The organism is Pectinatus frisingensis, from assembly GCF_014076555.1.
In the GTDB taxonomy this organism is placed as follows: Bacteria; Bacillota; Negativicutes; order Selenomonadales; family Selenomonadaceae; genus Pectinatus; species Pectinatus frisingensis.
This window is the reverse complement of the sequence record NZ_CP045424.1, coordinates 2,100,437-2,124,440: the sequence shown is the minus strand read 5'-3', so window position 1 is coordinate 2,124,440 and position 24,004 is coordinate 2,100,437. Positions and strand designations below refer to the sequence as shown.

At 38.9% G+C, this 24,004-nt stretch carries 23 protein-coding genes and 1 other RNA gene; 5 read left to right on the top strand and 19 right to left on the bottom strand.

What is annotated here, in order from left to right; translation table 11 throughout:
• Positions 1-84 precede the first annotated feature (84 nt).
• Both F8M42_RS09905 and F8M42_RS09900 read left to right on the top strand, forming a co-directional pair.
• Positions 85-936: a pyridoxamine kinase gene (locus F8M42_RS09905; protein WP_182186381.1), complete on the top strand. Its 852-nt coding sequence runs from the start codon at positions 85-87 to the stop codon at positions 934-936.
• A gap of 230 nt (positions 937-1,166) precedes the next feature.
• Positions 1,167-1,838: a TerC family protein gene (locus F8M42_RS09900; protein WP_229711330.1), complete on the top strand. Its 672-nt coding sequence runs from the start codon at positions 1,167-1,169 to the stop codon at positions 1,836-1,838.
• A 172-nt stretch (positions 1,839-2,010) separates the two neighbouring features.
• Here F8M42_RS09900 and F8M42_RS09895 read toward each other — a convergent pair whose 3' ends face one another.
• The 3 genes from F8M42_RS09895 to msrB are packed head-to-tail and all read right to left on the bottom strand — an operon-like array spanning position 2,011 to position 4,549.
• Positions 2,011-2,601, bottom strand: coding sequence for a hypothetical protein (locus F8M42_RS09895; RefSeq protein WP_182186380.1), 591 nt, complete (start codon positions 2,599-2,601; stop codon positions 2,011-2,013).
• A gap of 19 nt (positions 2,602-2,620) precedes the next feature.
• A complete protein-coding gene (locus tag F8M42_RS09890; protein WP_182186379.1) occupies positions 2,621-3,538 on the bottom strand; it encodes a sirohydrochlorin cobaltochelatase in 918 nt (305 codons plus the stop codon).
• A gap of 39 nt (positions 3,539-3,577) precedes the next feature.
• Positions 3,578-4,549 carry a peptide-methionine (R)-S-oxide reductase MsrB gene (msrB, locus tag F8M42_RS09885; protein WP_182186377.1) on the bottom strand — a complete coding sequence of 324 codons (972 nt, stop codon included), beginning with the start codon at positions 4,547-4,549 and terminating at the stop codon, positions 3,578-3,580.
• Positions 4,550-5,153: 604 nt separating this feature from the next.
• On the opposite strand from msrB, the gene eno reads away from it, so the two are divergent.
• Entirely contained in the window at positions 5,154-6,458 is a 1,305-nt protein-coding gene (eno, locus tag F8M42_RS09880) for a phosphopyruvate hydratase (protein ID WP_182186376.1), read from the top strand.
• A gap of 480 nt (positions 6,459-6,938) precedes the next feature.
• On the opposite strand, the gene F8M42_RS09875 is transcribed toward eno, so the two are convergent.
• Complete coding sequence (locus tag F8M42_RS09875) at positions 6,939-8,330, bottom strand: amino acid permease (protein WP_229711329.1); 1,392 nt, start codon at positions 8,328-8,330, stop codon at positions 6,939-6,941.
• A gap of 287 nt (positions 8,331-8,617) precedes the next feature.
• Here F8M42_RS09875 and F8M42_RS09870 point away from each other — a divergent pair, with 287 nt between their 5' ends.
• Positions 8,618-9,268 carry a YigZ family protein gene (locus F8M42_RS09870; RefSeq protein WP_182186374.1) on the top strand — a complete coding sequence of 217 codons (651 nt, stop codon included), beginning with the start codon at positions 8,618-8,620 and terminating at the stop codon, positions 9,266-9,268.
• Positions 9,269-9,345: 77 nt separating this feature from the next.
• Positions 9,346-11,064, top strand: coding sequence for a methyl-accepting chemotaxis protein (locus F8M42_RS09865; protein ID WP_182186372.1), 1,719 nt, complete (start codon positions 9,346-9,348; stop codon positions 11,062-11,064).
• A gap of 11 nt (positions 11,065-11,075) precedes the next feature.
• On the opposite strand, the gene F8M42_RS09860 is transcribed toward F8M42_RS09865, so the two are convergent.
• The 15 genes from F8M42_RS09860 to tyrS form a co-directional block, all read right to left on the bottom strand.
• Positions 11,076-12,314 (bottom strand): HD domain-containing protein, encoded by a 1,239-nt coding sequence (locus F8M42_RS09860; protein ID WP_182186371.1) that lies wholly within the window; start codon positions 12,312-12,314, stop codon positions 11,076-11,078.
• A gap of 243 nt (positions 12,315-12,557) precedes the next feature.
• The gene (gene thrB, locus F8M42_RS09855) at positions 12,558-13,475 is read right to left on the bottom strand and encodes a homoserine kinase (RefSeq protein ID WP_229711328.1); all 918 of its coding nucleotides are present in this window, start codon (positions 13,473-13,475) and stop codon (positions 12,558-12,560) included.
• On the bottom strand, positions 13,472-14,773 hold the full coding sequence (locus F8M42_RS09850; protein WP_182186369.1) for a homoserine dehydrogenase: 1,302 nt from the start codon (positions 14,771-14,773) through the stop codon (positions 13,472-13,474). The genes thrB and F8M42_RS09850 overlap by 4 nt, the downstream gene beginning before the upstream one ends.
• A gap of 31 nt (positions 14,774-14,804) precedes the next feature.
• The gene (locus F8M42_RS09845) at positions 14,805-15,272 is read right to left on the bottom strand and encodes an ACT domain-containing protein (protein ID WP_196595049.1); all 468 of its coding nucleotides are present in this window, start codon (positions 15,270-15,272) and stop codon (positions 14,805-14,807) included.
• Between the two features lie 250 nt (positions 15,273-15,522).
• Entirely contained in the window at positions 15,523-16,464 is a 942-nt protein-coding gene (locus tag F8M42_RS09840) for a chemotaxis protein (protein WP_182186368.1), read from the bottom strand.
• 117 nt (positions 16,465-16,581) lie between these two features.
• Entirely contained in the window at positions 16,582-17,481 is a 900-nt protein-coding gene (locus F8M42_RS09835; RefSeq protein ID WP_229711327.1) for a CvfB family protein, read from the bottom strand.
• On the bottom strand, positions 17,462-17,839 hold the full coding sequence (gene rsfS / locus F8M42_RS09830; RefSeq protein WP_182186366.1) for a ribosome silencing factor: 378 nt from the start codon (positions 17,837-17,839) through the stop codon (positions 17,462-17,464). Before rsfS ends, F8M42_RS09835 begins: the two co-directional genes overlap by 20 nt.
• 56 nt (positions 17,840-17,895) lie before the next feature.
• The gene (locus F8M42_RS09825) at positions 17,896-18,891 is read right to left on the bottom strand and encodes an LCP family protein (RefSeq protein WP_182186365.1); all 996 of its coding nucleotides are present in this window, start codon (positions 18,889-18,891) and stop codon (positions 17,896-17,898) included.
• On the bottom strand, positions 18,881-19,465 hold the full coding sequence (gene yqeK / locus F8M42_RS09820; protein ID WP_182186363.1) for a bis(5'-nucleosyl)-tetraphosphatase (symmetrical) YqeK: 585 nt from the start codon (positions 19,463-19,465) through the stop codon (positions 18,881-18,883). The genes F8M42_RS09825 and yqeK overlap by 11 nt, the downstream gene beginning before the upstream one ends.
• A gap of 147 nt (positions 19,466-19,612) precedes the next feature.
• Positions 19,613-19,962, bottom strand: an RNA gene (gene rnpB, locus F8M42_RS09815) — RNase P RNA component class A.
• Between the two features lie 40 nt (positions 19,963-20,002).
• The gene (locus F8M42_RS09810; RefSeq protein WP_182186361.1) at positions 20,003-20,818 is read right to left on the bottom strand and encodes a TrmH family RNA methyltransferase; all 816 of its coding nucleotides are present in this window, start codon (positions 20,816-20,818) and stop codon (positions 20,003-20,005) included.
• A gap of 86 nt (positions 20,819-20,904) precedes the next feature.
• The gene (gene ruvA / locus F8M42_RS09805) at positions 20,905-21,504 is read right to left on the bottom strand and encodes a Holliday junction branch migration protein RuvA (RefSeq protein ID WP_182186360.1); all 600 of its coding nucleotides are present in this window, start codon (positions 21,502-21,504) and stop codon (positions 20,905-20,907) included.
• A 14-nt stretch (positions 21,505-21,518) separates the two neighbouring features.
• Positions 21,519-22,010, bottom strand: a complete 492-nt coding sequence (gene ruvC, locus F8M42_RS09800; protein WP_182186358.1) for a crossover junction endodeoxyribonuclease RuvC — start codon at positions 22,008-22,010, stop codon at positions 21,519-21,521.
• A 2-nt stretch (positions 22,011-22,012) separates the two neighbouring features.
• Positions 22,013-22,747 carry a YebC/PmpR family DNA-binding transcriptional regulator gene (locus F8M42_RS09795; protein ID WP_182186356.1) on the bottom strand — a complete coding sequence of 245 codons (735 nt, stop codon included), beginning with the start codon at positions 22,745-22,747 and terminating at the stop codon, positions 22,013-22,015.
• Between the two features lie 36 nt (positions 22,748-22,783).
• On the bottom strand, positions 22,784-24,001 hold the full coding sequence (tyrS, locus tag F8M42_RS09790; RefSeq protein ID WP_182186354.1) for a tyrosine--tRNA ligase: 1,218 nt from the start codon (positions 23,999-24,001) through the stop codon (positions 22,784-22,786).
• Positions 24,002-24,004 lie beyond the last annotated feature (3 nt).

The window sequence follows — 24,004 nt, the reverse complement described above, 5'->3', positions numbered from 1 at the left end:
AAACTAAAAACTCCGCAGCTATTTTTCAGCGGAGTTTTTAGTTTATAATAAATATTATTACATAGGTTGGATGATGGAGCGGACATGAAACAAAAAAGAATAGCACTTATTAATGATATAACGGGATTTGGACGCTGTTCGACGACAATCGAACTGCCATTGATGGCAGCCCTTAAAGTCCAGGTTTGTCCGCTGCCAACGGCGATTCTATCATCACATACCGGCTTTGATGGTTACTATATGGATGATTATTCTGATAGAATGCAGTCTTATATAGATAATTGGAGTAAGCTGCAGTTGGAATTTGATGGCATACTGACAGGATTTCTCAGCTCTGAGCAGCAGATACATATTGTAAATGACTTTATTAAGACTTTTAAGCGGAACGGAACAACTGCTGCTGATAAGACACTATTGATAGTTGATCCTGTCATGGGGGATGATGGACAATTATATGCATCATATACACCGCAATTATGCAGGCGCATGAAGGTGCTTCTGCCCGCTGCTGATGTGTTGACTCCTAATTTGACAGAAGCTTGTAATCTCATTGACAGGCCTTATCCGGTTGACGGATGGATAAGTGATACAGATCTTTGCCAAATCAGTGAAAAGCTGGCAGATTTTAATAAAGTACCTTCTAAGATGACCGTTATCATAACAGGAATTGAACGCGGTGTGAATATTGGTAATTATATTTATCAAAATGGACAGGGCAGGCTTTTACAAGTGCCTAAAACAGGGGCTGCTCATTCAGGTACAGGTGATGCTTTTGTGGCAATTGTGGCAGCTTCTATGGTAAAAGGTGAAACTGCTGCGATTGCTGTGAATAAGGCTGCTGAGTTCGTGCGCAAAAGTTTGATTTATACTGAAAAAATCGGCATCCCAGGAAAAGAAGGCATTTGTTTTGAAGAATATCTGACGGAATTAAGATAAATATATTATAGTGCTTGTCAAATAATTTATTTCATGCTATATTTATAAGAAATTGAATAATGCTATTTGATAAGGGGAGTAGCTGAACGGCCGATAATCGTCAATACGAGTTATAACCTCCGGTGCGGCCGGCAGATAATGTAAGCAAGACCTTGTTTTACGGAAATATTCTGTAAGACAGGGTCTTTTTGTATATTATATAAAAATTTGAAGGAAATGAGGCGATTGATTTGGCAGGAATTTTTTCATTAGATTGGTTTGCTGCTTTAGGTGGCATACTGATATTGGATTTAATATTAAGTGGAGATAACGCTATTTTGATAGCATTGGCCTGTAAAAATTTGAATGCTGAGGATCGGTTTAAGGCAATGTTGATCGGCTGTGCCGGAGCAATAATCATACGTGTAGTATTTACCGTATTTGCCACAGAATTATTGACGGTGCCTTATTTGCAGTTTATCGGCGGTATAGCATTATTTTATATAGCGTTGAAATTATTGTTTGATGATAAAGCACAGCATGGTAAGCAGGCTTCAACAACATTTTTGGGTGCTGTAAAGACGATTATGGTTGCTGATTTTGTTATGAGTCTCGATAATGTATTATCAATGGCCGGTGTTGCTAATACTGTACCTGATGAAAAATGGAGTCTCATTTTGTGCGGACTGCTGATAAGTATGCCTATAATAATCGGCGGAGCGCAGTTGCTGCTGCTTATTATGAAAAGGTTTCCTGCCATTATCTATTTGGGAAGTGGAATTTTGGCATTTACAGCAGCTAAGATGATGTTGATGGATAAAGCATTGGGAATATATCTGCTGCTGATTGGCGGCTGGCTGGAAGTGATATTTGTTGCAGTTGTTGCAGTTTTGGGAATTGTGAAGATGAAAAAGCGGATTTAACGTAAAAACTGTCATATATAGTGCGTAATCTAAATAAATATACAAAGTTCCATTTTCGGTACTGTATTATGTGTGAGTAAAGATTCCGATGTTATGGCTGCAGGATAGCTGTTAAATCATTGTAAGGTATAATGGTATGACTGTGTTAACCAGTATCCAGATTATTGACATATTATTTTCTCTTTAGAATAACTTTTTTGAAGAAATGATTGTTTATCTCCATGATTTCACGTGTTTCACGTCCATAAAAATTGACTCGTCCGGCCGGTAATGGTTTACTGAGACGGTCGGGTTTTTTTATTTCCCGCCAGATGTAAGCACGTTCATCAGTCTGGCCTTTATTGTCATAATAAATGATATCCTTGTGATGCGGTTTTTCTGTTCCCTTGCACGGAGTGAAATTTTTATCGATTTGTTCAATAAAAATTTTACAGATATCTGTCGGCATATCCAAGGTACCTTCTCTGTCGGTTGATTCACCGTTATAAGCAGCTATGAAAATGGCTTTGCCGAAAATAATTTGTTTTTCATCAGGTGCGGGAAAATAGCGATTGGGTTTCATACCGAGTATGGCACTAAAATCATTGACGAGGATAAACAAAGAAATATCATTTTGTATTTTAAAAAACTCTAAGGCTCCATAGTTACCCTCTAAAACATCACGAATAGCTTCTTCATGAGTCAGTCCTTCTGTGGGCAATAACAGTATTTCAGGTTTTTTTTCAGGTTCAAGCAATATGGCATGCATTGTATGTTGTTTCATTAATATCTCCTCATAAGGGTTAATTTACCAACAGTTGGTATGTTTCTTTGGTGCGATCAAGGAAAAATCGGCAAATCGTTTCATTTTCCCCTAGTCCATGCAAATAAGTGCTGATACGGAAATTTTGTCGTTGTAATAATGACTTATGGGAAGTCATGCTGTCGCCATTCATATCATTATAAACATGTTCGCCTGCGACAATCATAAAAGGAAGTAATAAAAGGCGCTTATAATTATTAATTTTCAGCATAGGGATAATTGAGCTGAGATCAGGATAACCCTCAGCGGTATAAACAAAAACAGGCGGTTGCTGCCGGGAACAATTTAATCTGGCCTGTATTGCAGTGTAGTAGGCATTAGCGGGATGCTTAGTACCATGTGCGAAAACCAGCAATGCATCAAAATTGTCTTTTTTAATTGGCAGTTCATGTAAAAATGTGGCAAAAACATCATTAATGTCATCCCGGTGGTTTTTTTGTCCTTGCCAATATAACAAAGGAGTGGACATAGTCATTTTTTTGAAGTGATTTTTATATAGTTCAAACACTTTTTGTTTATAAGCATACTCTATACCGGGAATGATATCCAATGCCACTATCGCAATGCGTGTATAACCGTCTGCAGCCAATTTATCCAGTGCCTGTTCCGGTGTGTTGTATTTAAGGTTTTCATTTTCTTTAATGCGCCGGATGACGATATGCGAAGTAAAGGCACTGACTATTTTTAACAAAGGATAAGCCGCTTGTATTTTGTTGGTAATATTTTCGATAGCGTTCTGCCGGGCCTGTTTTTGTGTAGTACCAAAACTTATCACTAAAATAGCGTCTTTATCGTTCAGGTGCTGTAAGTTTGCTGTTTGATGGCATAACGCACCTATTGAGACCGTAGAATTTTTAGCAGGGCAGGATTTACCGGCAGCAGAATGATTATTAAACAAGATTTTCCTCCTGATCAATGAAATTATATAGCAATAAAATCAGATGATTGCTGATATTAAAGCACCATAACCTTCTTCGGTCATTTTTTCCAAAGGAATAAAACGTAAGGCAGCACTGTTTATGCAGTAGCGTAGTCCGCCGGATTCTCGCGGTCCGTCGGGAAAGACATGACCCAAATGATTTTCGCTGTGCCGGCTGTGCACTTCAATACGCTCCATAGAATGTGAAGAATCATGCCGTGTTTCGACGGCAGCTTTACTTATTGGTTTAGTAAAACTTGGCCAGCCGGTACCGGAATCAAATTTATCATTAGAACTGAATAGTGGTTCACCGGTCACGATATCAACATAAATGCCCTTGGCATGATTGTTCCAATATTTATTCAAAAAGGGCGGTTCAGTACCGCATTGCCGCGTAACACAATATTGTTCAGTTGTTAAAGCGCTGTCGAGTGAAAGATTGGCAGCATGTTCGTTATGATTTTGTTTTGTCATTGGATCTTGGTTCAGTATTGTTAAATCGATATGACAATAGCCGCCGGGATGTTTTTCCAGATATTTCTGATGGTATTTTTCGGCGGGATAGTAACACTTGAGTGGCAAAACTTCAGTTACCAGCGGTTTTTGGTATTTTTGCTGTTCAATGGTGATCTGTCGGTCAATTATCTGTCGGTCAATTGAAACTGTATAGTAGATTCCGCTGCGGTATTGGTTGCCAGAATCATTGCCTTGTCGTTCAAAGGAAGTAGGATCGATAACTTTGAAAAAATGGCTTAATAAATTATTAAGGCTGATAAGTGATGGATTGTATTTAACTTGTACCGTTTCCGCATAACCGGTGGTATTGGAACAAACTTGTTCATATGTTGGATTGGCGGTATTTCCATTGGCATAACCGACAGTAGTGTATGTTATACCATATAGTTTATCTATATAAGCCTGCAATCCCCAAAAACATCCACCGGCAAGATATATTTCAGAACATGATGTTTCATTAATCGGATTGTCCATTATGGTATCAACTCCCTTGCAGATAATTACTTTGATACTATTATGGCATAGATTAGAATTAATTTCAGTAAAATATGATAGTTATTGTTAATTGTTCTGAAAAAAATTCATTTATTATTTAGATTGTACTATGTAAAAACTAGGACAGATAAAGCTTTTCATTGCCCATGAGGTGGGTGATGAGACATTTATAGGCAGTTTTTTATATCAGTAGACAACTGATTTCTTCACAGTCATGCAGTGGCGTATAAAAAAGGTTTTAAATTATATTTTTCTTTGCCCTGAGTAATAGTATCTATAATTTGATCGAGATTTAAATCGGTAAAATACTCAGGCGGTACAGCTGTTTGTGCTGTTTTGTCAGATGTTTTTTTGTAAACAGAATACTATGGAAAAGCATAGTGAGTTTCCTTTCAGATTAAATATTGCTAAAGTTATATTAAATTTTTCAAAATTATTGATAATGCTTATCAGCTATGCTATAGTATTTATAGATAAATAGTAATGATAATTTTGTTAAAACATCATTCAAGAGACACTGCGATATTGAAGCAAACGTTTCTTGGTATATTTTAAAATATTTTGCAGAGGAGTTGTATTGTCAATGATTTTGGAAAAATTTAAGATTGAAAAAGTAATCGGTCGGGAAATTATAGATTCACGCGGTAATCCAACAGTTGAGGCAGAAGTGTACTTGAAGGATGGCAGTGTTGGACGGGCAGCATCTCCTAGTGGGGCATCCACCGGTGAATTTGAAGCATTGGAAATGCGTGATGATGATAAAAGACGTTTTCTTGGTAAGGGTGTTATCAAAGCTGTAAATAATGTTAACACTATAATAAATGATGCTGTACATGGATTGGATTCATCGGATGTTTATGCAGTGGATCAGGCCATGCTGAAAGCTGATGGTACGAAAGATAAATCTAAACTTGGTGCCAATGCAATTCTGGCTGTTTCCATTGCCAGTGCCAAGGCGGCCGCGGCATCATTGCAAATCCCTCTGTTTCGTTTTTTGGGCGGCATTAACGGTAATAGATTGCCCGTACCGATGATGAATATACTAAATGGTGGAGCTCATGCGACCAATAATGTAGATATTCAGGAGTTCATGATTATGCCGGTGGGAGCACCTTCATTTAAAGAAGGATTGCGCTGGTGCACAGAAGTATTTCATACATTGCAAAAAATATTGAAAAATCGGGGACTTGCCACTTCTGTTGGTGATGAAGGAGGTTTTGCACCTGATTTATCAAGTGATGAAGAAGTGCTTGATACTATTTTGGAAGCTGTTAATACGGCAGGATATAAACCTAAAAAAGATTTTATGCTAGCGATAGATCCGGCGGCCAGTGAATGGAAGGGCAGTAAGAAGGGTGAATATTTGCTGCCGAAATCGGGTAAAAAGTTTACCGATGATGAATTGATTGATTATTGGGTGCGGTTATGTGAAAAATATCCGATCGTATCGCTGGAAGACGGACTGGATGAAGAAGATTGGGAAGGTTGGCATAAGCTTACAGAAAAGCTGGGTAAAAAGGTTCAGCTGGTAGGCGATGATTTATTTGTTACCAATACGCAGCGCCTGGCGAAGGGAATTCACGCCGGCTGCGCTAATTCTATTTTAATTAAATTGAACCAAATAGGTACACTTTCAGAAACACTGGAAGCTATCAGAATGGCCCATAAAGCAGGCTATACAACTGTTACATCGCACCGGTCCGGTGAAACTGAAGATACGACAATTGCGGATTTGGCCGTTGCTCTTAACACTTGTCAAATAAAAACAGGCGCACCGAGTCGTACTGAACGTGTAGCTAAATATAATCAGCTGCTCAGAATTGAGGCAGCTTTGGGTGAAAATGCTGTTTATCCGGGAATGGGGGCATTTAATCAATGTCATTTTTGATTAAATGACATGATAATAAAAAACTTTGGTGATAAGTAGTGTGTACCCCATCAGGGGGACAATCAAAAAACAGTGGGAATTCTTTGCAGTTCATCCGTAAGGATGAACTGTTTTTTTGCGGCTTTGTGCTGACTAGGGTACTCGCAGGGTATTAAGTGACGCTGTAAACGTTCAAAGTTGCAGCAGTGAATATAGCCGCGGATCGCATACAATCAGTTTATGGCAACTGATAATTTTATGACGGCCATTTCTTTATTGCGATAACCAGACATCCATTCTCGAAGCGTTTTAGTCCGGCACATTGATAGTGATTTTCCATCAATGATATTCCTACAGACCGTTATTTCAATTTCAGGTCAATTTTACTTTTATGTGGCATAAAAACACCTCCAGACAGGACAATGTATTTTTTTACTGTCCTATCTGGAGGTAGAATATCAAAGCTTTTGTCACCAGAGTATTTTATTATAGTTAAAAATTTTAATGAAATGTCTGTTTTGCAGTAGTATTATTTATGGAGGAATTTTTTTTGCTGTGGCGGAGCTTATGCCATATCATAGGGATTATCATCATTGGCAGTCCGGTATATAAAGCGGAGCGAAGATCACTGGTAAACAGCATAACAATCAGGCATAATACCTGTATCCAGATGCCAAATAAAGTAAGATAAGGGAAAAATGGAGTTTTATATTTTAAAGTATGGACAAGGTTGGCTTTTTTTAAACGGCAGCGGAAGTTATACTGGCTCCAGCAAATGGAAATCCAGGCCATTGCACCGGTAAAACCGGAAACGGCCAACAGATAAGTGTATGCTAATGAACTAGTATCATAGGTATATAGCAAAATAATCAACCAACAGCCAATAATGGAAACAAAAATAGAATTCTGCGGCATGCCATGGTGATTGAGTCGTCCCAGCCACTTGGGAGCCATATTGAGTTTCGCTAATGCTTGAAGAGCTCGGCCGCTTCCGTAAAGACCGGAATTTGAACAGGAAATTGCAGCTGTCAGTACGACGAAAGCGAAAAAAGAAGCCAATTGATTAAGTCCATATTCCCGTAGAGCAGCGGCGAAAGGACTTTCTGTAAGCCCTGCATGATTCCAAGGAAGAATTGAAATTAAAAGTGAAACCGGAATGATGTATAAAGCGATTATACGCCAGCTGACATTGCGAACAGCAATAGGTATGCTTTTTTCTGGTTCTTTACATTCACCGGCAGCTAAACCGATTATTTCTGAACCTTGAAAATTTACCAGGATGATTACCATTGTGATGAGAATGGACCAATAACCGTTAGGGGCGAATCCGCCATTATCTAAAAGAATCGATGTGCCGATATAATGTCCGCCGATGATGCCCAGGCAGATAGCTAAAGCTGTGCAGCTGAATATCACTAGTGCAATAATTTTTATCAGGGCAAGCCAAAATTCACTTTCACCGAATTTTCCTACGCTGAAAATATTTATTGACGTTATTAACAGACCGAAAATTATGGCCCAGCTTACTTGACCAATCTGTGGAATAAAGTTATGCATTATTATCCCGGCAGCAATCATTTCTGAAGGCACATAGGCAATCCAATTGAGCCAGTAAGCCCAGCCAACACCGCAGGCCCATGTGGGTGAAATATAATCATTGGCATAGTTTACAAAAGAACCGGATATTGGTTTAGCAACAGCCAATTCGGCTAAACAAAGCATTACACAAAAAACGATAAGTCCGCCGAGCAGATAGGCTAAAATAGAGGCGGGTCCGGCTTTTTCCAATATATAACCGGTACCAAGGAAATAGCCGCTGCCGATAATGCCGCCTAATGAAATTAACTGCAAATGTCTGTTTTTCAGCGAGCGATGCATAGTAGGTTCATTCATTAATATTAACACAACCTTTTTTTACTGATTACATTAAGGTTATTAATATAATCAGCGTACTTTATTTAGTACAATTGAGATAATACTACAAAAAATTAATTATTACTATAAAAAATACAAAAAAAAACGAAAATATTGTGGTGACATATATTAGCTATAAATGGATGAGTTTAAAATAGATGACGGTGAAATTAATATGGTAAATTTAATGGATATAATATTGTGTAATGTATGGTATACTAAATTAGTTGTTATTAATTAATGAATAATTAAATTAAGGTATATATATGATAAGGACAAATAAATTACGAGCATATAAAACAATAGCACATAGTGCTGTTTGTGAGCACGATGTCAATAAATCGCGTTTTATAGCGAATATAAGCAGAACAGATTCAGAAATTTCAGCTGTAGAGTATACGGAGAGCATCAAAAGAAAATATCGGGACGCACGGCATAATTGCAGTGCTTATATTATTGGTGCAGACGGCAGGCAACAAAAATTTGATGATGACGGTGAACCGTCGGGAACAGCGGGCCATCCGATGCTGGAAGTATTGCAAAAACAAAATATTTTTGATGTTACAGTGGTAGTAACGCGTTATTTTGGCGGTATAAAATTAGGCGCCGGCGGATTAATCAGGGCGTATAGCCATGCGGTGTCGCTTGTACTGTCTCAAGCGATTATTGTAAAGAGGATTCCATTTGAAAAAATAGTTATATCTTTCGGTTATGAATTTGTCGGAAATATAGAAAATTATTCAGATAAAAATAAAATTATTATTGTTAATAAGGAATATGCAGATAAAGTGAAATATACGGCTTTGTTCGATATAATTAAAAGTGAAAAAAATTTGGCGGCTTTGATGGATATTACGGCTGGTCAATGTAAAATTAATAGACAATGTCAGGTATATTGTGATATACCTATATTATGAGAATATTTATCTACAATAAACTATTTAATTTAAAGATATAAATTATTTTAATTTTATATGTAAGGGGAATTTTACTGATGCACTTATTAGCTGATTTGAAAATTAAAACGAAATTGGGATTTTTAGTTTTTTCAACGGTGATATTTATAATTATAGTAGGATATATGGGGCATTATGCCAGTACCAGTCTTTCTGATAAGCTGGATAATATGTATAATGATCGGCTGCAGCCTATTCAGTGGCTGGATTCGGCTCGGGCTGAAAGCCGCAATAATGAAGCACTCACGTATTATATATTTTTGAGTAAAGATTCAACTGAACAGCAGCAATCGCTTGCCGACCTTAATGAACACAAAAAAAATTATATGGATTTCTTGGCTAAATATCAAAAATTAGATCTTGATGCTACAGAAAAAGATGCTGTAAATAAAATTGAAACAGAAACCCGGATTTACCGTGAAGTATGGCAGAAATCCCTGACAATGGCGATGGCCGGCAACCAGGATAATGCTATGTTGTACTTTAAGCAAAATGCTGCACCGCATTTGACAATAATAAATAAAACATTAGATGATTTAGCCGTTTATGATACTGAAATGGCACAACAGGAAAATGCGCAGGGGAAAAAAATTACATTATTCAATAATTGGGCAAGCATAATAGTTACTCTGTTAGCCATAATTTTATCAGGAGGACTGGGTTTTTTAATATCACGCTATATTGCAATTCCGTTGAATGGATTAGTAAAAGAAGTAGAAGAATTAACCAAGGGTAATTTTACGGAAAGAAATCAAATTTCGAATTACCATAATGATGAAATAGGGCAGCTGGGCAGGTCTTTAATGATGATGAAAACTGGTTTGCGCGAGCTTATCAGTAAAATTCATACCTCGGCAAATCAATTGGCTGCGTCGGCGGAAGAATTATCGGCTAGTGCCGAACAATCCGCACAGGCATCAGATCAAGTTGCAGGATCAGTTACACAGGTAGCTGATGGGGCAGAAAAACAGCTGGATTTGACTGATAAGGCCAATAGTATCGTAAAGCAAATTTCCATAGCGATTGCGAAGGTTGCCGATAATGCCGAAACCTTATCACAATCAGCCAACCAAACAGCAACAGCGGCTGACAAGGGGGAAGCTTCAGTAAAACATGCAGTAAATCAAATGAGTATTATTGAGGGGAAAACCAATGACACAGCAAAAGTTATCAGTGCATTAGAAGAAAAATCAAAACAAATAGGGCAGATCGTTGATGTTATATCAGATATTGCCAGACAGACTAATCTATTGGCTTTAAATGCCGCTATTGAAGCGGCGGGAGCAGGGGAAGCGGGAAAAGGATTTTCTGTTGTTGCTGAGGAAGTAAGAAAACTTGCCGAACAGTCTCAAGAAGCCGCTAAACGCATTACAGAACTAATTGGTGAAGTACAGTCAAATACTGATAGTGCTGTTGTTTATATGGATGACAGTAAAAAAGAAGTTGATAATGGGACAGAAATTGTGTCAGACAGCGGTGAAAAATTTGAACAGATTCTTCATAAGGTAAATGATATGACAGCACAAATTAAGGGCATATCTTCGGCTATAGAAAAAGTGACGGCACACGCACGAAATGTTGTCGATGCAGTAGATTCCATTGATAAGGAAAGCAAAAAGGCCTCTGCTGAAACACAGAATATTTCAGCGGCTACTGAAGAACAATCAGCGACTGTAGGAGAGATAGCTTCAGCTAGCGGTAATCTGGCGAAGCTGGCTGAAAAACTACAGTCTGCTGTTCAGAAATTTAAAGTTTGATGACAAGTAATTCAGTGTTGATTATATTGCTGCAGATAAGTGTTTAAAATGTTAACACGTTGTTGGTGCAGCCATTGGCCAATTTGTCTGCCCCGCAGATTTGCGGGGCATTTTTTTATATCAATTTCATGAAATAATTTTAAAATCAGTTTGCTGTCTTCAAGATAACATGGCAGACTTTTATTGTCCGCATGTATTATTATGGAAAAATTATCAATGCCAAGTGGATTTTTTTCAGCCGATAAAAGTAAGTCGGCTATTTTACCCGGTTTAGTAAGATGTGCGGCACGCATGTGCTCACTGATAACAAAAGAAGCACTGTTATACCAACGTTTTGGCAGAATTATCCGCTTGTTCCATTTTTGCAAAACAAGCAGGCCGGATTTTTCGTGTCCGTAATGATGTGGAAGCATTGATTGTGGTGTAAGTCCCTTGCCTAAATCGTGGGCTAAGGCGGCAAAACGGGCAGCAATATCAGTCGTTTGCAATGCTGTTTTGTCTAAAATCAACATAGTATGTTCAAAACTATCACCTTCGGGATGATAGATAACAGGCTGGGTTTGACCAATCAAGGCGGCAATCTCGGGAAAAGTGACTGTCAGTAAATTTGCTTTTTGTAAGTAACGAAAGAATGTGGAGGGTTTATTGGCGGCCAGTGCCCGGGATAGTTCATTGATAATGCGTTCACTGGGTTCATAAAGTAGTTCGGCAGCGCAGTTTTGCATTTGCTGTAAAGTGAGTTCGTCGATTATATAATTGAATTCAGCAGCTTGACGCGCTGCCCGCAACGCTCTTACGGGGTCTTCTTGAAAGTGGCTGGATACGGCACGGATGATTTTGTTCTTTATGTCATAAACGCCGTTGAAGGGATCAATAAGAGTCCTTTCCGGCAATTTTAAAGCGATGCTGTTTATACGGGTATCACGGCGCAGTAAATCATCTTCAATGGTTAAATCAGCATCATAATTTACAGTAAATCCCTTATAGCCATGACCTTGTTTTTTTTCTTTGCGGGCAAAAGCAATTTCACAAAGTTTATTGTCAATGTTCATTAAATAGACGGGAAATGCATTGCCGACTTTTTGGGCCTGAGGGAAAAGCCGGCAAAACAAAATTTCGGTCATTTTGCATATTACATAATCCTTGTCTTTTGGAATATTATGGGCTATCATATCTCTTACCCAGCCACCGACAATATATACTTCGCCATTATTATCATTAATTTTTTTTATAAAAGTGGTTTCAGTCAAGGCAGGTTCCTCCAAAAGATTATTTTGATACAGCAATGGGGCTGTATACACGTAAACATCTGCATTCATAAATAAGTATGCCGTTTCTTTTTCCACACTTCAAAGAGCGGGAGACTACATAGCGTAACGGATTGCATTTTTATGAGGTCAGTGCTGTTTATGTGACAGCCCCATTGAATGGGATAAATTAACATTGTATGTAAAGATAACGATTGGTATTACATTTGTTGTTCAAAGATGTTGCTAAATAAGACAGACACCAGTATTGTCGATGTTTAGGGCCATATAATAGGAATCCACATTATGCTCGGCAAATGCCTGTACCATGGCTTGTCCTATGAGATCTTCATTTTCTGTAGCAAAAGCAATGAGAGATGGCCCGGCACCGCTTATTGCTGCACCTAACGCACCTGCCTGTCTGGCTGCCGTGAATACCTCACACATACCGGGAATCAGACAGGCTCGGTATGGTTGATGCAGTTTATCAGCAAAAGCATATGATAAGACGGCAGCGTTGCCCGTGCAAAGCGCTGCCGTTAATGCTGCAACATGACTAATATTGAAGGCAGCGTCCTTTAATGTTACTTTCTCCGGCAGAACCTTGCGCGATTTTTTTGTTGATAAAAAAAATTGCGGAACTGTCACGATCATTTTTAGGGCAAGCTTGGGCAGAAAGGAAAAAGTCCTGATATCATCGGCATCTTTGAAGCTTATCGTTATACCGCCGAAAATAGCAGGTGCGACATTATCAGGATGTCCTTCAATCGAAGTAGCCAGTTTCAGCAGGCCATTTTTATCAAGGGGTTCATTCAGCGCATAATTAGCGGCCGACAATCCTCCTGCTATAGCGGCAGCACTGCTGCCCAGGCCACGTGAAAGCGGTATGGCATTGTGCATTTTTATATAAGCACCCTTATATGGTGCATCGGTTATATCAATCAGATCCTTAATGACTTTCCAGACCAGATTTTTATCATCGGTAGGAATGTACTCAGTGCCTTCCCCGGAAATTTCTATATGCAGATAATTTTCACTGTAAAGTGTAAGCTCCAGAATATTATATATATCACAAGCGATACCCAAAGAATCAAAGCCGGGGCCGCAGTTAGCTGTTGTAGCTGGTATGCGTACTTTTACTGTTTTGCTTTTGGTTGCCATCATATCTCCTGACTGGTCGGAGGTTCGACGCGGATTATATTGCATATTTTCTTTACTGCCGGTAAATTATTCAGCGTTTGTTCAGCCTTACGAATTTTTTCTTCCTGCACTTCATGACTTATGGCCACAATTTCAGCGCATGTATCGACTTTTCTCTTTTGAATTACGGCATTCAGACTTACACCAGTCTGACCGAAAGCCATAGCTATAGTACCTAGTACACCGGGTTGATCATCGACTAATAAACGAACATAGTAAGAAGAAATAGTTTTTTCTATCGGACAAAAAGGTTTATGTTCATAACAGGTGCAGCCGATACGTCCGAAACGGTTTTTTATTATGTCTCTGGCAACATCAATTATGTCGGCAATGACTGCTGATGCTGTAGGCAGCTGTCCTGCGCCGCGGCCATAAAACATTGTTTCTCCGACAGCATTACCCCTTACAAATATCGCATTGAATTCATTACGCACAAAAGCCAGAGGATGAGTCTGCGGCAGCAGCGCCGGATGAACCCGTACATCAATGCCCAGCTCATTTTCTCTTGATACAGATAACAGTTTTATTGTATAGCCAAGTTCTTTGGCATAGGCTATATCCTGTGGAGTTATTTTAGTGATACCCTCAGTTGATACTTTGTCAAGATCGACGCGGCTGTTAAAAGCTATTGAAGCAAGAATCGCTGTTTTTCTGGCGGCATCAAGTCCTTCAACGTCCGCTGTGGGGTCGGCTTCGGCATAACCCTTTTCCTGAGCTGCTTTTAATACATCATCATAGCAGGCATTTTCTTCACTCATTTTGGTAAGCATATAATTGGTGGTGCCGTTTACTATACCGATTACTTCGGTGATCTTATTGGCGGTAAGACATTGTTTAAGTGGTGTAATAATCGGTATGCCACCGCCGACACTGGCTTCAAACATAAAATCAACATTATATTTTTCTGCTGCGGCAAACATGTCTTTGCCAAATTGGGCAACCACATCTTTATTGGCGGTTACGACATTTTTACCGGCTTGCATAGCCTTGAGCATATACTCACGCGCCGGATGTATCCCACCGAGTAATTCAACGACTATTTCCACATCGGAATCATTGAGAATGTCATTAATATCATCAGTCAGGCTGATATCAGCAGGCAGATGACGATTTTTGCTGAGATTGTGTACCAGTACATGAGTAATCTTAAGTTCCGCTCCCACTTTGGGAAGTATTTCATGCATATTTTCTTGTAATACCTTAACTACACCTGTACCGACTGTACCACAGCCTAAAAGACCTATTTTTATAATCTCACTCATTGGCAGAATATCCTTTCAAAAAATAAGCAGTTTAAGCTTGCCCAACTATTTCAAGCCGACGTACGCCATCGATGACACGCAGTTTATCAAGCAGTGCTTCGAGGTCTATGCTCATATTTTCAGTTTCAACGGACAATGTCACATTGGCCATTCCCTGTAAAGGTAATCCTTGGTTTATTGTCAAAATATTAGCGGAATCAGCGGAAATGATATTGAGTACATTCGACAGCACACCCTTCTTATGATCAAGCATAAATGAAATGGAGACTATTTTATTTAAACTTGCTTCATAGAAAGGAAAGACAGAATCCTTGTATTTATAATAAGCGCTGCGTGATAAACCAGTTGAAGCTATAGCTTCATTGATAGTGGAAGCTTCACCGCGTTTCAACATTTCATTTACCTTTATGGTCTTTTTTATTGCTGTTGGCAGAATATCTTCTTTTACTAGGAAAAACCCGGTATTTTTATTATTTATGACTTGTTTTCTTTTACGCATTTACGTCCTCCATGTTTATATGATGAATATTTTTATTCTCTGAGAGGAATCTCCCTGTGCTATTATAACTTGTTTCTATGATTTTTTCTACCCCTGGACAACATAATATTATTAATTTGTGCTTAAAATAATTCAAAGACAAATTTAAATTTGTAAATTATGCTAAAATATTCATTCGTACAGGAATAAAAAAAATGCCCCATCCTAATAGTATAAACTTTCGGATGAAGCATTTCCATCGATAGTGGAATCAATCTTTAAATATAATACGATCCATAATGTTTATTAACTGGCCTATTTCCGGTTTGGAGATTTGAGCAGTTGCACCTAACCTATCACCTTTTTGGCGCATTTCTTCATTTATTAAAGAAGAAAATAATATTAAAGGAACATTGGCAAGTACTTTGTCTTCCCGAACCAGTTTAAGCAGGCGATGACCATCCATCTGAGGCATTTCAATATCGGAAATTATAGCGGTAACTTGTTCTTCAATCGGACCGTTGGCGTCCTTTAAACTTATTAAGTAATCATAGGCCGATTTGCCGTTATTGAAATCACGGACAAATTCGTAACCAGAATTATGGAGCGTTTCAACCAGTAAGTCACGCAGCATTCTTGAATCCTCAGCCACAACGATATGCTTAGTGCGGCGTCTGGCTTCGATAGGAGCGGTAACTTTGTCGACAGTGGATAATTTTTGGTTGATTTCCGTATTTATTTCAGCGATAATACGTTCAAAGTCAAGTAATAATACGATTTTATCAGGCATTTTTATTACTCCGACTACCATGGCTTCATTGCCTACTTCCGGTGCCGGTTCCATATTTTCCCAGGAAATGCGATGTATGCGGGAAACATTATCAACTAAAAAACCAATAGTATAATTATTGATTTCTGTTACAATAATATTTTTAGGATCATCACTGCCCTTTGCTTTTATTGCTCTGGATAGATTTACCAATGGGATGGCCTTGCCGCGCAAGGTAAATAATCCATCGACATAAGGATGTGCCGACGGCATGGCCGTTACAGGAACTTTAGTGATGACTTCACGTACTTTGGCTACATTGATGCCGTAATGAACTTCACCAATGTCGAACTCCACAATTTCAAATTCGTTTGTGCCGCTTTCTAAAAGAATCCCCTTATTGTTGTCACTGCTGTCCAACGCGGCTGCCTCTATTTTCTGCATGTTCATACCTCCGATTTTAAGTCACAAATTCATTAGGGCGATAATAGTGAGCTAAAATATAATATAACTTTACCTGATAATTCGGTGATTTTCACCTTAAATCCTTCTAAAAGATTTTTATTTTTTCATATTGAGTAAAAACAGCCAGCCATCTTTTTCTGTGACGGTACCGGTTTTAAGCAGATGTCCTACGGCTCTTTTGAAAGCTGCCTTACTGATATTGAAACGTTCCTTGATTATTTCGGGAGGAGTTTTATCGCTGTAGGGCATTTTACCATTGTGGGCGATAAGTTCCTGTAATATAACGTTAGAATCTGTTATTATTGCTTCTTCTTTTATCGGGCGCAAAGATGCATTTAGACGGCCGTCATCACGTAGATATGTCACACGTATAGTTACATTGGCACCTACGTGAGGGTGCTGGGGCATTTCTTTTTCGGCAACAAAAGCAATATAACGTTCAGCAGTAAAAACAAATGCACCTTGTTCTGTTAAATTATATACAGATCCTTCTAAAATATCGCCGACTTTTACATCAATAGCGGGTTTGGAAGCGCGGCGCATTTCATCTTCAACTTTCATGGTGACTGCCAGGCGTCCTGATTTATCAGTGTACAGTTTAGCCCAGACAAATTCGCCTATTTGCAGATTACCGCGAGTTCCGGCATAGGGTAGGAAAATACCTCGTTCAGCGCCGGCATCAAGGAAAGCGCCGTCTTTTGATATATTTATGACCTTAAGACGGGCAATTTGTCCTTCCTTCATTTGTGGAACCCGCATGCTGGCAGTAAGACGGCCCTTAGGATCTTTATAAAGAAAGACTGTCACTGTATCACCAATTTTTACCGGAGAAAGCTGCTGGGTCTTATGCAATAAAATATCGTCAGATGTGTTGCCGGTCCGGGCGTCCAGAAAAACTCCCATATCATTTTGTCGTACAGCTTTTAATGTAGCAACTGTACTGGGTTTCAGCTGCCTTGCAGAGGCGGTATCATTATCATTCATAATGTGTGACATGGGCATCTCCCCAAAGGTTTTCCAACCCGTAAAATTCACGACTTTCTGCGGTAAAAATATGTGCCACACAATCGCCGTAATCCAATAAAATCCATTCACCGGATTTATATCCTTCACGGTGCAGAAGCTGTTCACCTGCTAGTTTCAGCTGATCTTCAATATTATCGGCTATAGCGCGGGCCTGTATGGTTGATCCGCCGTGACAGACAATAAAATAATCAGTTGCCGTAGTTAGTTCCTTCATATCCATTAACAGGATTTTCTCTGCTTTTTTGTCACTGGCTGCATTGGCAATTAACTTGCTTTTATCAAGTGAAGTCCGTTTGCTGTCGGATTTGATATTAATTATAAAAATCATACCTTTCTGATTTGAATTTATTTATTTAAATTTTATTCATAAAAATTAAAATGACATTAATTGCCATTTGAGAGCATTTGGGTCACAGTATCATTTATTTGTTCTGAATTTGGCTGCCATAATTTACCATCAGAGGAAAATTTTCCCGGTAATGTTTTAACGGTGACGGTGTTATTTTTAATCAGCCAGATATAATTTTTTAAATTTGTCAAACTGAATAAATCGATATTAGTGTATAAAGAGTTATTCAATATATTCACAAGACCAGGAATTTTAGGAATGGAATTTACTGTAAGAGTTTCAGTATAAAATGATTTCAAAAAAATTTCCTGCCTTTCTGAGCGTCCGATATCACCCAGATCATCACTGCGATACTGGAGATACCCCAGTGTCTGTCTGCCATCAAGATGCTGATAGCCATTCTTAAGATGAATTGAAATATTACCTTGAGGATCATCATAATCCATATCGCTGCCTACATATAGGTCAATACCGCCAAAAGCGTTGATAAAATCTACTAAAGAAGTTTCATCCATAATGATGTACTGACGGATACGAAAATTTACCAGATTAGATACCGCTCCCAGTGTTTGGTCAATACCGTTTTGTTGGAAAGAGCCTATTGGAACGATAGTATTGTTCAGGGGTACTGCGGTATTGCGAGGAATAGACAAAATCGATAACGAACCATTGCTGTGATTTACATGAAAAATGAACAACGCGTCGGCATAGGTATTAATGTCAGTATAGGTTGATTTATTGATACCAATAAACAGAATATTATCTGCATTATTAAACTCAGGTACTGGGGCAGGTTTTTCCTGTTGGGCAGATTTTCTGGTACTTTGGTAGTTTTTGTAAAGTCCAGCTGCATACGTATAAAGTTCAGTGCTTTGACCATAAGCAAAACGAAGTGCCTGGAACATTGCCGCCAAAATAAGTGCGATGATGATTAAAAATATAATTATCCGCCCTAATTTAGGACGACGTCTTCTCCGTTTGACTGTTTTCCTTGTTCGTCCTGTTGAGGAGGGAAATCGTTTATTTGCCATATTTTTTCTGTTGCTCTAACAAAAAATTGCGGGCAAGGATAGTCTGCGGATGAATCATCTGTTTTTTAGCAATAATGAATGATATTGATTTATCAAAAGCCGTAATCATTATCGTATTGAGATCATTTACTGCCATAAAACTGCGGAATTCGTCGATACCATCATAATCACGATGGGGTTCAACCATATCGGACAGGTAAATGATTTTATCTAAATCAGTCATTTCCGCCTTACCAATGGTATGTAAAGCTATGGCACTCAGAATTTCGGAATCGGTAATACCGTATTTTTCATGGGCTATCGCAGCTCCTAATGGTGCATGCAGCAAGATAGGCTGGTATTCATCTATTGTATAAATCTTTATATGATGTTTTCTGGCTTCATCAATGAGTGAACCAGTGGGGATTTCGCGTGCACAATCATGCAGAAGCCCTGCCACTTTGGCTTTTTCTTCCGAGATATGAAAGCGCTTGGCCAGTTTTACTGCCGTATTGCTGACACTTAGCGAATGGACATAACGATGGTCATTGTTGAGTCTGCATTTTAACTGTTTTTGCATCTCATTATAATTCAACGTTAAATAGCTCCTTTGTAAAATGTGATTGGTAAACCGGCATGATATTGCTGCTTATTCACATAATAGGACATTATATTATAAAATACAATAAATTTTAATTAATTATGAATAAAAAATAAACTGCCTTAAGGCAGTTTTATTATCATTGTGAGTAATCAATAAGCCGAGTTCTGTTCCGCCTAAGCGGTGACGATCATTTATCTGGATCAACAGTTGCCTGCTGACTCTAGCGACACAACCCGGAAGGTTCAGCGGGCCGCTTCATCCCTTCCCTATTCGGTCTTGCTCCATATGGGGTTTACCAAGCCGCACAGTTACCTGAACGCTGGTGCGCTCTTGCCGCACCTTTCCACCCTTACCTGCCAAAACAGGCGGTCTAAATCTCTATGGCACTTTCCCTAAGGTCACCCTCGCCGGACGTTATCCGGCATATTGCCCTGTGGAGCCCGGACTTTCCTCAGATATAAAATATCCGCGATCATCTTTCATACTCATAATAATACCTCTATATTATAGCATTTTTTGAAATAACTGTCAATTATAATGCTTTTGACGCATGATTTCATACATTATCATTGCAGCCGCACTGGAAGCATTAAGCGATTCACTTCTACCAAACATGGGGATGAAAATACATTTATCTGACAGACTGCACATCTGTGTGGAAATACCGGCGCCTTCATTGCCAAAAATAATGGCGACCGACTGTTGGTAATTTATTGAAAAACACGGAGCAGCATCTGTAGATAAAACTGTAGAAATTAAAGTAATACTATTTTTAACGGCAAAAGATTTAAGGTCGTTTGGCAGTACTCCGGTGACTATTGGCAGATGAAAAAGAGAACCCATTGTGCTTCGAACGACTTTAGGGGAAAATACATCTACAGTTCCCTTCGTCAAAATGACGGCATCAATACCAGCAGCATCTGCTGTTCTTATGATAGTGCCCAGATTGCCAGGGTCTTGCAGGTGATCTAGAATTATCATGGCAGGAGCCGGTTTATTGGACAATAAGTTTTCATCAAGCGCGGCAGTGTTCTTTTGCACGACAGCAATAATACCCTGAGGGGAATCGGTGTCAGTTAATTTTTGTAATGATGCAGTTGTTATTTCGTGGAGAAAACAATTTTCCCGTTGAGATAATTGTTCTATTAAGGTAGCAGCCCGATTGTTTTCCAAGATTGTCGGAAGGTAAAAACAATCCCTTATACTGGCATTACTTTGCAGTGCCGTTTCAACCAATCGTATCCCTTCAATCAAAAACAGGTTGTTTTTGTCACGAAATTTTTTCTGTTTTAAAGCAGCAGCATTTTTTATCTGGATGTTTTCAGGGCTGGTAATGATATTCATGCAATAAATCCTTTGTAAAATTATAATATATCTACTCTAATGTTCATGCCAATAAGCGCTTTAATATCCGGGTAATTACTAAGCGCTTATGAACTTAATTCTTTAAGAGCAAACTTAATAATTGCCTCAACAGAAGATAAGTGCCGGGTCTTTTTTAATACAGCGGTACTTTCCTGTGGTGTATAGCCGAGGGAAAGCAAGGCCTGTTTAGCATCAGTCCAAATATCAGACGATGCAGTAATATCTGAAGCATCATCAGTAAAAGCATCTGAATCATTTACAATGGTATTGCCCAGTTTGTCCTTTAGTTCCAAAATAATACGTTCAGCTGTTTTTTTGCCGATCCCCGGTGCTGAGGTCAATAAAGATGACTGTTTGTTTTGGATAGCCCAGACAATTTTATCCGCTGACATTACCGATAAGATATTTAGTCCGGCTTTTGGACCGATGCCTGATACTGAAATAAGATGATTGAAAATAGTGTATTCTGCCTGAGTAAAAAAACCATAGAGCTGCAGGGCATCTTCCCGAACATTTAAATAAGTGTAAAGCGTCAATTCCTGACCAATTTTTAACTGAGAACGTGTTGAAGCCGCGATAAGAACGCGGTAACCGACGCCTGCAACTTCAATAAAACACATATCTGGGAATAATTCAGTAATTTTTCCATGTAGATAACCAATCATATTGTTCTCCTTGCTTAACTATTCCGCCAGACAATGCTATTCATGCAGTGAGTTGTACAGATAGCAGCAGCTAAAGCATCGGCAACATCATCGGGATGAGGAGCCGATGACAGATGCAGAATTTTTTGAACCATGTAAATTACCTGTTCTTTAGTAGCTTTGCCATATCCGACTACAGATTGTTTTATTTGCAGCGGTGTACGTTCCACCAGTTCTATATTATTTTCTGCTGCTGTCAGCAAGATGATACCACGTGCCTGACCGACAGGGATTGCCGTAGTGACATTTCTGTTGAAAAACAGCTGTTCTACACCAATCACATCGGGGTGATATTGATTGATTAAAGAGGTTAATTCCTGATGGATTGTCAATAGTCTGTCCTGCGGTCTTGCCTTGGAGCTTGTGGTAATAGCACCATATTCTACAGCTTTTAATCTGCTGCCGGCAGATTCAACAAATCCGTAACCGCAGATGGCCGTTCCTGGATCTATACCTAACGCCAGCATGATTATTCTTCTTCATCTATTTCGTAATTTGAATAGACATTTTGCACATCATCGTGTTCTTCAAGAGCATCTATCAAAGACAGCATTTTGTCTGCATCTTTGCCTTCTAACTTTACCGTGGTATCAGGCAGCATGGTTATTTCTGATTGTACGGTTTCGATTTTATTGTCTTCGAGAGCCTGTGCCACAGCATTAAAGTCTTCCGGTGCAGCCGTTATTTCAAAAGAGTCGGTTTCAGCTTTTAAATCATCGGCACCGGCTTCCAGTACAACCATCATTAACTTTTCTTCGTCATCGTATGTTTCTTTGTCAACAATAAAAATGGCTTTTTGTTTGAACATCCAGCCAACACAGCCGGTTTCGCCCAGATTGCCACCATATTTTGAGAATAAATGACGGATATCAGCGGCTGTACGGTTGCGATTGTCAGTCATTATGTCAAGCATGACAGCACTTCCGCCGGGACCGTAACCTTCATAAACAAATTCTTCATAGGTGCTGCCATCAGCAGCACCTAATCCCTTTTGAATAGCTCTTTGAATATTATCCTTTGGAATATTGTTAGCTTTTGCCTTAGATAAGGCCAGTTTCAGACGCATATTACCGATAGGATCACCGCCGCCCATGCGTACGGCAACTGTTATTTCACGGCCAATTTTAGTTGTGATTTTGCCGCGGATAGCATCATTAGCACCCTTTTTTCGTTTGATGTTTGCCCATTTTGAATGTCCTGACATTTATTACACCTCATGTAATTATTAATATAGTTGTTGTTATTTAAAAATTAAACGGTAGTATTTTTTCTTACCCTTTCTTACCATGCAAAATCCATCGTTGAAGTCAGCTGCTGTGAGCAGCCGTTCAACGTCATTTAATTTTTTGTCATTAAGAGAAATCCCACCTTGCTGGATAAGACGTTTACCCTCACCTTTGGAAGCAAGAATGTTATTAGTCACCAGTATATTGAGCAGTTTGCCGTTAAGCTGCTCTGTACTTATTTTTATTGTAGGAGCATTTTCAAGAGTACCCTGCCCTGTAAACAGAGCTTCGGCAGCTTCCTTAGCCTTTTCAGCCTCTTGTTTCCCATGGACCATTTTGGTTACTTCGTAAGCCAGAATTTTTTTAGCTTCATTTATTTTTTCATCTTTTAAGCTGCTGAGTCTATTGACCTCATCCATTGGGATAAAAGTCAATAAAGACAGACATTTTTTTACATCGGAATCGTTTATGCTGCGCCAATATTGATAAAATTCATATGGTGATGTTTTTTTAGGATCAAGCCATAAAGCGCCCTTGGCAGTTTTTCCCATTTTTTTACCCTCACTGGTAGTAAGTAAGGTAAAAGTCAGGCCATAAGCCGGAGCTTCATATTTACGGCGCAGCAGCTCAACGCCGGCAATAATGTTAGACCACTGATCATCACCGCCCATTTCCATTTTACAGTTATAACGACGGTTTAATTCCATGAAATCATAGGCCTGCATGATCATATAATTGAATTCGAGAAAAGTTAACCCTTTTTCCATACGTTGCTTATAGCATTCTGCCGTTAACATTCGATTGACAGTGAAATGTGGACCTACGTCACGCAATAAATCAATATAATTCAATTTGCGCAGCCATTCACCATTGTTTACGAATAGGGCTTTGCCATCAGTAAAATCAATGAAATGACGCATTTGATCTTTAAAACGATTACAATTATGTTCAATTATTTCATCAGTAAGCATTTTACGCATATCAGTGCGGCCGGATGGATCACCGACAGTTCCGGTTCCACCACCGACCAGACAGATCGGACGATGACCGGCGCGCTGCATATGGGCCATTACCATCATTCCAAGAAAATGGCCGACATGCAAACTGTCTGCAGTAGGATCAAAACCAATATAAAAAGTGATTTTTTCCTTTTCCAATAAATTTCTTATTTCTTCTTCATGGGTAACCTGAGCTATATAACCACGCTCTTTTAATGTGTCATATACGTTCAATCA